At 59.1% G+C, this 13331-nt stretch carries 7 protein-coding genes; all 7 read left to right on the forward strand.

Annotated elements, in window-relative coordinates:
- Positions 1 to 96: 96 nt before the first annotated feature.
- The 7 genes from KPL76_RS09240 to KPL76_RS09270 all read left to right on the forward strand — a co-directional run bounded on the left by KPL76_RS09240 (position 97) and on the right by KPL76_RS09270 (position 13269).
- Positions 97 to 1665 (forward strand): type I restriction-modification system subunit M, encoded by a 1569-nt coding sequence (locus KPL76_RS09240; protein WP_216332575.1) that lies wholly within the window; start codon positions 97 to 99, stop codon positions 1663 to 1665.
- Entirely contained in the window at positions 1662 to 2870 is a 1209-nt protein-coding gene (locus tag KPL76_RS09245) for a restriction endonuclease subunit S (protein WP_216332577.1), read from the forward strand. The genes KPL76_RS09240 and KPL76_RS09245 overlap by 4 nt, the downstream gene beginning before the upstream one ends.
- A complete protein-coding gene (locus KPL76_RS09250; protein WP_216332579.1) occupies positions 2867 to 5926 on the forward strand; it encodes a type I restriction endonuclease subunit R in 3060 nt (1019 codons plus the stop codon). Before KPL76_RS09245 ends, KPL76_RS09250 begins: the two co-directional genes overlap by 4 nt.
- Positions 5926 to 7893: an AAA family ATPase gene (locus KPL76_RS09255; RefSeq protein WP_216332581.1), complete on the forward strand. Its 1968-nt coding sequence runs from the start codon at positions 5926 to 5928 to the stop codon at positions 7891 to 7893. Before KPL76_RS09250 ends, KPL76_RS09255 begins: the two co-directional genes overlap by 1 nt.
- Positions 7894 to 10527, forward strand: coding sequence for an AAA family ATPase (locus tag KPL76_RS09260; protein WP_253201972.1), 2634 nt, complete (start codon positions 7894 to 7896; stop codon positions 10525 to 10527). It abuts the gene before it with no gap.
- Between the two features lie 752 nt (positions 10528 to 11279).
- Complete coding sequence (locus tag KPL76_RS09265; RefSeq protein WP_216332583.1) at positions 11280 to 12362, forward strand: PLP-dependent cysteine synthase family protein; 1083 nt, start codon at positions 11280 to 11282, stop codon at positions 12360 to 12362.
- A gap of 133 nt (positions 12363 to 12495) precedes the next feature.
- The gene (locus tag KPL76_RS09270) at positions 12496 to 13269 is read left to right on the forward strand and encodes a hypothetical protein (protein ID WP_216332585.1); all 774 of its coding nucleotides are present in this window, start codon (positions 12496 to 12498) and stop codon (positions 13267 to 13269) included.
- Positions 13270 to 13331 lie beyond the last annotated feature (62 nt).

Consider the following 13331-nt stretch of genomic DNA (forward strand, 5'->3'; position numbering starts at 1 on the left):
CCTGGCGCGGCGCCCTACGCGAGTCTGTGGGGACCGGTACCGTGAGATCTGAACTGAGCACAACTTAACCGCGCGCCGACGCGCAGGAGACGAGATATGGCACCGACCACCAAAGAAGGCCAGCGCGCTGAGCTTCACAAAACTATCTGGCGCATCGCGAATGACCTTCGTGGCTCGGTCGATGGATGGGACTTCAAGTCCTATGTCCTCGGCATGCTTTTCTACCGTTTTATCTCCGAAAACCTGACCTCATACATCAACGCGGGCGAGCATAAGGCCGGCGACCAGAACTTCAACTACTCGACCTTGCAGGATGCTCAGGCCGAGTTCGGCCGCAAGGAAACCGTCGAGGAAAAGGGCTTCTACATCCTCCCCTCCGAACTCTTCGACAATGTTCGGACTCACGGAGAACAAGACGCGAACCTCAACGAGACACTCGCTCGGGTCTTCAAAAACATTGAAGGCTCCGCCGTCGGTAGCGACAGCGAAGACGACCTCAAGGGGCTGTTTGATGACCTCGACGTCAACAGCTCGAAGCTCGGCAGTACCGTGGCCAAGCGCAACGAAAAGCTCGTCAAACTGCTGGACGCGATCGGCGACCTTCCACTCGGCAACTTCGACCAGAACACCATCGATTTGTTCGGCGATGCGTATGAGTACCTGATGCAGATGTATGCCTCGAGCGCAGGCAAATCGGGTGGAGAGTACTACACGCCCCAAGAAGTCTCTGAACTCCTTGCCCGCATTACCGTGGTCGGCAAGACCCAGGTGAATAAGGTCTACGACCCCGCCGTCGGCTCCGGATCGCTACTGCTGAAGTTCGACAAAGTGCTCGGCAAGGGCAATGTGCGGCAGGGCTTCTACGGCCAGGAAATCAACCTGACCACCTACAACCTTGCCCGCATCAATATGTTCTTGCACGACGTGAACTACGAGAAGTTCAACCTCGCCCACGGCGACACCCTCACCGATCCGGCGCACTGGGACGACGAACCGTTCGAGGCGATCGTGTCTAACCCGCCGTACTCGATCAAGTGGGACGGCGACGCGAACCCTCTGATGATCAACGACCCACGTTTCGCCCCTGCCGGTGTGCTCGCGCCAAAGTCGAAGGCCGACCTCGCCTTCACGATGCACATTCTGTCGTGGCTGGCCGTCAACGGCACTGCCGCGATCGTCGAGTTCCCTGGCGTGCTGTACCGCGGGGGAGCGGAGCAGAAGATTCGCAAGTACCTCATCGACAACAACTACGTGGATGCCGTCATCCAGCTGCCACCCGACCTGTTCTTCGGTACCACAATCGCGACCTGCATCGTCGTGCTCAAGAAATCCAAGAACGACAACGCGGTGCTATTCATCGACGCCTCGGCCGAGTTCACCCGTACCGGCAACAAGAACAAGCTTGCCGACGAGAACCAGCAGAAAATCCTCGACGCCTTCACCGTGCGCGAAGATGCCGAATACTTCGCCAAGCTCGTGTCAAACGAGAGCATTGCGGCCAACGGCTACAACATCGCAGTGTCGTCATACGTGGTGGCGGAAGACACCCGAGTGGCTGTTGACATCACCAGGTTGAATGCGGATATCACTCGCATCGTCGCCCGGCAAACGGAACTCCGCACCTCAATCGACGAGATCGTCGCCGATCTGGAGGGCACCAGGTGAGCCGCCTTGAAGAGTTGATAGCGGAACTTGCGCCCGAGGGTGTGCCGCATTTGCTATTAGGGGAGGTCGCTGCGATCTTTGGCCGCAACGTCCAACCCTCCGCAATGGGGGACGAGACTGTAACTGTCTTCAGTCTTCCCTCGTTTGATCAGAGTAAGTCGCCAGAGAAGCTAGTAGGGATCGAAGTTGGCTCCGCTAAGACCCGACTTGGAGGCCCTTGCGTTCTTGTGGCAAAACTAAACCCACATATTCCACGTGTCTGGCCGCTTGAATTCATTCCACTGAACTCGTATTGCTCGCCGGAGTTCTATCCAATTGAGCCGGACCAGCGCGTCCTGGAACTGCGGTACATGTATCACTTCGTCCTGACGAAGATGAGCCTCCTCTCAGGAACAGTTACGGGCAGCACTAATAGTCACAAGAGGCTTCATCGAGAAGACTTTCTAAAACTCCGAATACCCGTGCCGCCTCTCGAGGTTCAGCGGGAAATCGTGAGAATCCTGGATCAGTTCACTCAGCTGGAAGCGGAGCTGGAAGCGGAGCTGGAAGCCCGCCGTCGCCAATACGAGCACTACGCCGGTGCACTTCTCTCCAGCGATCAGCATGTCCCCCGAGCGAGGTTCGGCGACGTGGCACGGATCGTTCGAGGTGCGTCCCCTCGCCCTATTCAGAAATTCATTACCGAGAGTCCTGACGGTGTTCCTTGGATCAAGATTGGAGATGTCCCTGCGCGCGGAAAGTACATTACGCAGACCGGACAACGTGTCACACCGGAAGGTGCCGCGAAGTCGCGTCGCGTCCAGCCAGGTGATTTTGTGCTCTCCAACTCAATGAGCTTCGGCAGACCGTACATTTCGAAGATTGATGGCTATATTCATGACGGTTGGCTTGCGATAAGCGAATTCGAAGATTCGTTCATTTCTGACTACTTGTATTACCTGCTGCGCTCAGCACCTATACAAGAAGAATTCGCGCGTCGCGCAGGCGCGGGCACGGTCAAGAACCTGAACGCTGAGATCGTGCGCTCGGTTGAGGTTCCGGTGCCGACGAAGGATGCGCAAGCACGAGCGGTTGAACTGCTCGATAAGTTCGATGCTCTCGTGAACGACATCAGCATTGGTTTGCCAGCTGAGCTCGCTGCTCGCCGTAAGCAGTATGAGTACTACCGTGACAAGCTGCTCACTTTCGAGGAGGCTACGGCATGAGCGACGTGACTTTCCGCAAATATGATCCGATCGCTGTGTCGAACGAGAGCACGGTTGTCGCTGAGTATGTGCCCGATGCGAAGGCTGAGGCGGCGTATCAGTCGGAGGCTAATCTTGAGCGCGAACTGATTCGTCTGCTTCAGTCGCAGGCGTACGAATACCTTCCGATCACTTCGGAAGCGCAGATTGTGGCGAACCTCCGCACTCAGCTCGAGGCGCTGAACGGGCTTACGTTCTCGGATGCTGAGTGGGCGCAGTTTTTCGCCGAGCGAGTCGCTGGGGCAAACGATGGCATTGTCGAGAAAACCGTGCGCATCCAAGAGGACCACGTTCAGCTACTCAAGCGCGATGACGGTTCGACGAAGAACATCCTGCTGATCGATAAGCAGAACATTCACAACAACCGTTTGCAGGTCATCAATCAGTACACGATTGACCAGGGCGACGGAAGTGAAGTACAGCGTGGTGCTGCCCGCTCGAACCGCTACGACGTGACGGTGCTGGTGAACGGTCTGCCGATGGTGCACATCGAGTTGAAGCGTCGCGGTGTCGACATTCGCGAGGCGTTCAACCAGATCGACCGCTACCAACGCGACAGCTTCTGGGCGGGTTCTGGCCTGTTCGAGTATGTGCAGCTTTTCGTGATCAGCAACGGCACGCTGACGAAGTACTACTCCAACACCACCCGTCGTCAGCATCTCAGTGAGGCGGCTGGGTCGAAGCGTGTGCGCAAGACGTCGAACTCGTTCGAGTTCACGTCGTGGTGGGCTGACGCGCAGAATAAGCCGATCACGGATCTCGCCGCGTTCGCGAAGACGTTCTTCGCCAAGCATTCGCTGCTCAACATTCTGACGAAGTACTGCGTGCTCACGGCCGACAAGATGTTGCTGGTGATGCGTCCGTATCAGATCGTCGGTACCGAGCGGATTCTGTCGAAGATCGACATCTCCACCAATTACAGGCAGCTCGGCAGTGTCGCCGCGGGCGGGTACGTGTGGCATACGACCGGGTCGGGTAAGACACTGACGTCGTTCAAGGCCGCCCAGCTGGCGTCGAAGCTTCCGAGCGTTGACAAGGTGCTGTTCGTTGTCGACCGTAAGGACCTCGACTACCAGACGATGCGGGAGTACGACCGGTTCGAGAAGGGTGCGGCGAACTCGAACACCTCCACCGCGGTACTGAAGAAGCAACTTGAAGACCCGGGTGCACGGATCATCATCACGACGATCCAGAAGCTGTCGACGTTCATTGGCGCGAACAAGGGTCACGCGATTTACGACGGTCATGTTGTGATCATCTTCGACGAGTGTCATCGTTCGCAGTTCGGTGACATGCACACCGCGATCACGAAGGCGTTCAAGCGGTACAACCTGTTCGGCTTCACCGGCACACCGATCTTCGCGGCCAACTCTGGCAGCGGTGGCAACCCGCAGTTGAAGACCACCGAGCAGGCTTTCGGGCAGAAGCTGCACACGTACACGATCGTGGATGCGATCAGCGATAAGAACGTGCTGCCCTTCCGTATCGACTATGTCAACACGGTCAAGGTTGGCAACGTCGTCGACAAGCAGGTCTCGTCGATCGACACCGAGAAGGCGCTGCTCGCGCCGGAGCGGATCAGCCAGATCGTGGCGTACACGTTGGAGCACTTCGATCAGAAGACCAAGCGTGCCCAGCACTACACTCTCGGTGACAAGCGGGTGCGCGGGTTCAACGCGCTGTTCGCGACCGCGTCCATCGAGGCCGCCCGGGTGTACTACAACCACTTCCAGCTCCTGCAGGAACAGCTTCCTTCTGACCGCAAGCTGAAGGTCGGGCTGATCTATTCCTACGGAGCGAATGATGCCGTTGAAGACGGGGCGCTGGACGAGGAAGGCTTCGATACCGGGGCGCTGAGCATGGATGCTCGTTCGTTTCTGGAAGACGCGATCCAGGACTATAACGGCATGTTCGGCACAAGCTACGATACGTCGGCCGACAAGTTCCAGAACTATTACAAAGACCTCTCGCTGCGGCTAAAAACCAGGGACATCGACCTGGTCATCGTGGTAAACATGTTCCTCACCGGCTTCGACGCGACCACGCTTAGTACGCTCTTCGTCGACAAAAACCTGCGCGCACACGGGCTGGTCCAAGCGTATTCACGAACGAACCGCATCCTGAACTCGGTCAAGACGTACGGCAACATCGTGAGTTTCCGTGACCTCGAAGACGCCACGAACGATGCCATTGCCTTGTTCGGCAACAAGAACGCTCAGGGCGTTGTGCTGCTCAAGCCATACGGCGAGTACTACAACGACTACGCCGAGAAGGTCGCGGATCTTCTTGCTGCCTTCCCCCTCGGACAGCCGATTATCGGAGAGGCCGCGCAGAAGGAGTTCATCCAACTGCTCGGTGCGATCCTGCGCCTGCAGAACATTTTGACCTCGTTCGATGAGTTCACCGGCAACGAGATTCTGTCTGACCGTCAGGCGCAGGACTATCGGAGTATCTATCTCGACATGTACGCCGAGTTCCGCAAGGGTACGGATAGCGATAAGGAACAGATCAACGACGACATCGTCTTTGAGATTGAGTTGATCAAGCAGGTCGAGATCAACGTCGACTACATCCTCATGCTCGTGCAGAAGTACCGCGACGAACGCGGCGACGGCGACGACAAGGAGATTCGTGCCGAGATTTCTCGCGCCGTCGATTCCAGTCCGAGCCTGCGCAACAAGAAAGACCTCATCGAAGACTTCGTCGACAACATCTCGGTCGACGGCGAGATCGACCAGGAATGGCGAACCTTCATCGCAGCAAAGCGCGAAGCCGAACTCGAGACAATCATCACCGACGAGAACCTCCGCCCCGACGAGACCCGCGTCTTCGTCGAGACCGCGTTCCGCGATGGTCAGATCCGCACCAGCGGAACCGCGATCACGAAGGTGCTTCCGCCAGTCTCACGCTTCTCCGCAGACGGCGGCCACGGTGAGAAGAAGCAGCGCGTGATCCAGAAGCTCGGAGCCTTCTTTGAACGGTTCTTAGGACTCAGTTCGACGGGAGGCCGAGAATAATGAGACTCATCTCCGCCCACATCCGTGGTTATGGCCGCATCGTCGATTCCAAAATCAACCTCGATGCCAAGGTCATCGCGATCGTTGGTCCGAACGAAGCCGGGAAGACGACGCTCCTGAGGGCGCTCGGACATGTCGATAGTAACGAGGCCGTGCCGGTGCCTCAGCGCTCACGCGCTGCGGAGGTGTCTGATCAGACCCGTGTCACCACTTTCGACTACGTCATCGAGGACGCCGACAAGGACGCACTCGCCGATCTTGACCTACTCAGGCCGCCTACTCGTGCCTCAATCGCACGATCGGCTGCCGGGGGCAATCTCATCGTCGACCTATCCCCTCGGCCGGTGAAGTCAGTTCGGCCGCTCCAGGAAGCGGCCGAACGATTGAAGGCGTCACTCATAGACAAGTCTCTCGACGAGTGGATCGATCTCAACACGACATACGCCGACCCGGAGTCGGACGCACCGCGCGACTATCGGAAAGAACTTCAGGCGCTTCTCGAAGCGATCGATGCCGCCATCGCTGAACCAGGGAGCGCTCTCACTGAGGAGATGATCGAGACTACGCGGTCGCTACAAACGGCAACGGTCAACGACGAAGCGGACTCGGAACGGCTCCGCGCTGCATACGGCTCGATCATCGTCTGGGCGGAGCGAGAAGATCCCGCTGCGGAAGCACGCGATCGGCTCTGGCAGCGCACGCCTGACTTCATTATGTTCGATGAGGCGGACCGCTCGATTCAGTCTGCTTATACGTTCGACGATGCACTCGTTAACGATCCGCCAGATGCGCTCGAGAATCTGGCCGGTACTGCATCGCTCGATCTCACCCAGCTTCTTCATTTTGTGCGGACGGGAGACATTGCCCGTCGACGATCGGCAATCGTGCAGGCCAACAGTCGCATGGACACAATTTTTGACGGGGCATGGAAGCAATCGAATCTGTCTGTTCACTTCGAACTCGACGGTGACCAACTGCGTATCGAGTTGATGGAGGATGGTGACAACGTCACGGTCTTCGATGAGCGAAGCGCGGGCCTACGCATGTTCGTCGCATTGATTGCATTTCTGAAGGTGCATGGTTCTGATCGCTTGCCCATCCTGCTCATCGACGAGGCGGAGAATCACCTTCATATCGACGCGCAGGCCGACTTGGTGAATATGTTCGTCACGCAGGAGCATGCGGTCAAAGTGATCTACACGACACACAGTCCGGCCTGTCTGCCACCTGACCTTGGTACTGGAATTCGCGTGGTCGTACCGCGTGAGGATAATTTTCAAGTCAGCGACGTCAGGAACAGTTTTTGGCAGAGCGGGGCGGGTTTCTCGCCGCTCATGCTTGCGATGGGAGCGGCGGCAGCAGCCTTCACCCCAGCACGTTTCGTCGTGTTGGCTGAGGGCGCGACCGAAATGATCCTTCTGCCGACATTGATACGAGCTGCGACCGGCGAGAATGATTTGCCTTACCAAGTGGCACCAGGGCTGTCGGAAGTGCCGAATGACTTCCTGCCGAAGCTTGATCTCGAAGCTGCTCATGTTGCATACATGGTCGACGGCGACGATGGTGGAGCGAAGTTGAAGGCGGCGCTCACGGACGCTGGTGTTCCAGAGAGTCTTATCGCGGATCTCGGTGTGCCGGAGATCGAGAACCTCCTTGCCCCGGAAGACTATCGCGCAGCTATCTCCGCACTGCTGCCGGAATGCAATCCGGGCATCGCCGTGAGCGACCTGCCCGAGGTGCCGCCTATTCCCGTCGTAGATGGCGGCTCAGTTGCGAAGTGGATGTATGGCTGGATTAACGACGAGGGCTTGAAGGCTCCGTCCAAGGTTGCGGTTGCCAACTGGCTGGTCGAGAACCAGCGCTCTACGCCCAGTGCTGCAGGTGTCGCGGTGCTCACCTCTCTACACGCGAAGTTGCTTGGTGCCCTCCGGATATCCAAAATTCAAGAGACAGTCGACAAAAAGTGAGTGACGAAACACGACATGAGCGATGAAGTGACTATGACCACCGTCGACCCCGACGGCGAATCCGAATTCGCGGAGCCAGAGGTTGCTGAGCTTCTCGACCCGAGGGCACTGCTCGCTGACTGGGCGAATGCCAAGGATGAGTGGGTGCGCCTACTCGTAGCTGAGGTTATTGCGACCGCGCGTCCTGTTGGCGAGTCAACGATCGAGAAGGCGTATCAGCTATTTCGCCAGGAAAAGGCCCTCGACAAGCGAGAACTGCCAGTCGTCCCTCAGCTCAACGTCGAAGCCCGTCAGGACGAGTCAGCGCCGCCGCTGACCCTGACTCGGCTCTCCGAGGTTCACGGCATCAATGCGCTGGTGTCTGGGTCGGTGATCGAGCCTCACGAGGGCTTGACGATTTTGTACGGCGAGAACGGCACCGGCAAGACCGGTTACTCTCGCGTCTTCAAGGCGCTCGCGAACAGCCGCACTGCCGACACGATCCTCGGAGATATCGAAGCGGACGCCGTCGAGGTGCAGAGCGCAAAGCTCGAGTTCACACTTGGCGACCAAGCGCAGACCCTTGCCTGGGCCGGTGACCGAGGTGTTTCACCATTCACGAGAATGTCGATCTTCGATAGCCCCGCTGTCACGACGCACGTCGATGAAGACCTTGACTACGTTTACGTTCCGGCCGCGTTGGCGTTGTTCAAACACGTCACCGCAGCGATCCAGGCGGTCACAGGTCAGGTTGACTCAGCTATTACCAATATCGGCTCCGGGAGCCCAAGTCTGCTCTCACGGTTCCAACGCGGATCCACCGTCTATCCGCTCATCGAGACGCTCGGCGCGTCCTCCGCTCTTGTTGATCTCAAATCGAAGGTCAAGGCGGGTGAAACTGTCAACACGGAACTCGACTCGCTGACCCAAGCGGTAGCGGCTTTACGCGCCAATACGATGGGCACACAGATTACGGCGCTCAAGAGCCAGCAGCGTGTCTTGACCCAGGCCGTGGCTGCAGCAGACGCCCTGTCCGCCTTCGACCAGACGGCCTACAACGCAGCTCTTGCCAAGCGGACACAACTCGCAACTGATTACGAGACCTTTCGAAGCGAACTCTTCGCCGTTGCTGATCTGCCCGCTGACCCCGACGACACATGGAACGACTTCATTGAGGGAGGCGAAGCCTATCGTCAGCACCTTGTCGATCTTGGAGTACACGATGCGGATCGGTGCCTTTACTGTCGCCAGCCCTTGCTCGACCCCGCGCGAGATCTTCTCACGCGCTACTCGACCTACCTAGAAGACAAGATTTCGGAGGACATCCGCACAACCGACGGTGCGCTGACCGCTTTCAGGCATCAGATTGCCAGTATCCAAAGCAATGAGATGGCCGCGTTCATCGAGGAGTACAAAGACTCCGACGAAGCCAACCGGCCAACGTACTTCGCACAGGTCGAGACGATTGAAGCCACACGGAGCGCGGTCGCCGCTGCCCTCACCGATAGTGAGTCAGCCGACATCAAGATCGTAGATCTGGTCAACTCGGCGAAGGGCGCGGTCGCCAGCGCCCTGAATGCTGCTGGCGCGAGCATCACCGATCTGGAGAACCAGCAACAGAATCGGGTGAAGGTGCTCGATGAGAAGCAGACAGAGCTGCTGGAGTTCAAGGACGCCGTCGAACTCGGTAAGTCATGGCCGCTGATCGAAACTCAGGTCAAGAGTGCCAAGGAAGCGGACCGTCTGCGAACTCTCAAGAAACCGATGCCGCAAATGGCCAGAGCGGTCACGGAACTCTCCAAGACCGCCAGCAATCAACTGATCAACCTGAGCTTCGACGCACTGTTCATTGAGGAGTGCGAGGCGCTCCGGGCACCACCGATGAAGCTGCAGTTCGTCGGCCGCGACGGCAAGGCCCAGCGTCGGAAAGTTATGACTGGTAAGCACAAACCGTCGAAGGTGCTATCTGAAGGTGAACAGAAAGTACTGGCCCTTGCTGACTTCTTGGCTGAGGCGCGGCTTGCGGGCATTACTGCGCCGGTGATCTTCGATGATCCGGTATCCAGCCTCGACCACCGTCGCGTCAACGAGGTGGCTCAGCGGATTGCTCGATTGGCCGACGATATCCAGGTCATCGTTTTCACCCACGACATCCTTTTCGCCACGACGCTCCTCAATCTTTCGGAGAAGTCGAAGCGCTGCTCCCTGTTCCAAATCACGGACGAAAGTGGCAAAGGACAGGTCACCCGAGCAACTGGTTTGCGCACGGACTCGCTAAGCGCAATCCGAGGGCGAATTAATGCTGCGATTCAAAATGCGAAAGCCCAGGAGGGTGAAGTACGAGATGCGCTTGTGCGGATGGCATACAGCCATATTCGGGCGTGGTGCGAAGTTTTCACCGAAGAAGAGCTGCTGAAGGGTGTCACCAAGCGCTACCGCGCGAACGTTCAGATGACCACCCTCCCGAGCATCGACGGCAGCAAACTCGACGAGATTGGTCCTAAGGTAACCGAGATATTCGAGGTTGCCTGTCGGTACATTGATGGCCATTCCCAACCGCTTGTGACGCTGGGCGTCAGCCCTACCCTCACCGGCCTGGAGCAGCACTGGACCGAGCTTCAAAACCTCAAGATGGTCAACGACGGCAAGTCATGACACGGAGCAATCCCGCGCTTGAGCGTCCACCTTGTTGCCATGAGGGTCGCGCATGACTATGCCTCGCTCTCTCAGTCGACTGAGAACCGTGGTCGCGTTGACTCCGAGGCGATCGCCCACTCTGGCAAGTGAATACCCGTCCTCGTATAGGCGAACCATCTCGTCGATCTGTTCAGGCGTCGGCGAAGTGCGTCTGAGGGCAACGCCTTGCCGCTTCAGAACAGCACTGATCGTCACCCTATGACAGTTGTACTCGGCCGCAAGTTCATAGACTGTCTTGCCCAATTTGTATGCCGCGATAACCTGGCCGACCTTTTCGTCCGAGAATCGTGGTTGTGCCTTGCGTTGACGACCGCCGGTCGCCTGCGTTCGTGTAACGGCGGGCTTGGTGAGAAGGTGTCGGCGGACCTTCCGCAGTTCGTTTGCATGGGAGGAGAACAGTCCCACCAATCGAAGTGGCTCACCTGGCGGTGAGTCACTTTTTTTGTTTCTCTGCCTCAGCCGCGGGCACGCGTATATACGTGACATCCCGATTGCACGGCATCAGTCTGTGGCCGCACTCCTCGGGAGGCGCAACTGTTGCGAAACTTGCAACAACTGCCGAAAAGGGGAAATCTTCTCAGGTCGACCACTACAACCCTGATGTAGTTACCAGTTCATCGTGCTTGCAGTCGTCTGACCGCCGGACAGGGTTGCGCCGGCTCCGACGCTCGGGAGGTGCGTGCGGTCGCGCGCCTGCGATACTGACGGGTATGACAGGAGATCGCCAATGGATCACCCGTGCTGTGAAAGAGCTCGCCGCAGACAGTACCCGCAGCGCCGACACGCACTTGCTGCGCTTCCCCCTGCCGCGTGACTGGGGTGTTGACCTGTACTTCAAAGACGAGTCGACGCATCCGACCGGGTCGCTGAAGCACCGCTTGGCCAAGTCGCTGTTCATTTATGGGCTCGTCGGCGGCCGCATTCACGAAGGTACAACCGTTGTCGAGGCGTCGAGCGGCTCGACCGCAGTGTCGGAGGCCTATTTCGCTCGCCTGCTCGGGCTGCCATTTGTTGCCGTCATGGCCGCCTCAACGAGCCGGCGCAAGGTCGAACTCATCGAGGGGTACGGAGGAACGTGCGTCATGGTGGCCACGGCGGGAGAGGTTTACGCCACGGCCGAGCGCATCGCAACCGAGGCCGGCGGGTACTATCTCGACCAGTTCGCGAATGCCGCGGTGGCGACCGACTGGCGCGGAAACAACAACATCGCGCGCTCGATCTTCGAACAGATGGAGGGTGAGCGCTACCTCGAACCGGCCTGGATTGTCGCTGGCGCAGGCACCGGGGGAACTTCGGCCACCATCGCCCGCTACGCCCGATATGCGGGCACCGCGACGCGAGTCGCCGTGGGGGACCCCGAGGGTTCGGCCTTCGAATCCTTGTGGCGTACGGGTCGCCGGGATATCGTGGCCGCCGGTTCGCGCATCGAGGGTATCGGGCGCCCGCGGGTCGAGTTGTCGTTCCTGCCCCACGTGATCGACCTGGTGAAAACCATCCCCGACGCCGCGTCGATCGCCGGTATGCACGTGGTTACAGAGAATCTCGGCAGGGCACCGGGGCCGTCGACGGGTACCAATCTGGTGCTTGCTCTCGAGCTCGCCCGCGGAATGGTCGCCGCTGGCGAGCGGGGCAGCATTGTCACACTGCTCTGCGACGGGGCCGACCGCTACTCCGACACGTACTACGACGCCGCTTGGGTGGCGCGGCAGGGTTTCAATGTTGAACCCCACCTCAGCTCGCTGCGCCAGCGCCTCGCTTCGCGGCCCCTGACGCGGCCTCCGACGGCCTTGTAGGCCGTCTTTCCATTCTGACCGCCCATGTACAGGGTCGCCTCGGCCTGACCGACTGTAAGGGAACGGTGCGTCAGGTCACCAGACACACCGTCGGCCCCTCAACCGCAGCCCGCGAACGTAGGCTGGGGGAGCGATGAGACAGACGAAGAACCGCATTCATCCGCCGTACTTATGGAGTGGTGGGCGCCGACGGTTGGCCGAATCGGTGGCCGCCGCGGTGCCGGAGTATTTCGGGGACTTCGTCGATCCGGCGCTGACGAGCGGCGCGGCGGCCGTCGCGGTGATGCAGGCCCGGCCCGAGGCCGCCTTCAGGCTGTCGAGCGATGACGCCGAACGCGTGAATGTCTGGCGAGTCACAGAAACCGACGTCAGCGGGCTGGTCGAACGAGTAGCCCAGCATGTGGGCCGAAGCAGTGCGCATTACTTCGCCGAACTTCGCCAGAGCCAGTCGGGTGGTGACGTCGAGTCGGCTGCCAGGTTCGTGTATCTCTGTGGCGCAGCTCAGGGAGGGGGTGAGGCCGCGTCGCCGGACGGGTTTCGCTCTGCACTGTTCAGCCCGCGCACCATTGCGTTCGATGAGGCGAATCTGCGGAGACTGTCGGCTCTTCTTCGTGAGCGGCAGGTCAGTTTCACGGTTCAGGGTGCCTTCGATGCGCTGCGGGGCATCACCGCAGACGATTTCGTGTTCTTCGATGCCCTGTCGGATGCCCGGCCTGATGCCCGGCGCGAGGTGGCGAGCCTCGTGAAGTCGATCAATGCAAAGGGGGCGCAGTTGCTGTTACCCGCCCCAGCGCTGGTGGATGATCGGGAGTGGTTGGGGCGCCTCGAAGGGGTGTCGCGCCTCGAGGAGGTGCCCGCGCTCGACGCGGTGTGGGTGAACCGGGTGCTTCGGCGGGCGCTCGCCTGAGGCGCCGTTAGTCTGGTGCCTGTGAATCGAACGTGCTGCATCTCCTGCTCCCGTGACCGCTA

The sequence above is a fragment of the Subtercola sp. PAMC28395 genome (genome assembly GCF_018889995.1).
GTDB lineage: Bacteria > Actinomycetota > Actinomycetes > Actinomycetales > Microbacteriaceae > Subtercola.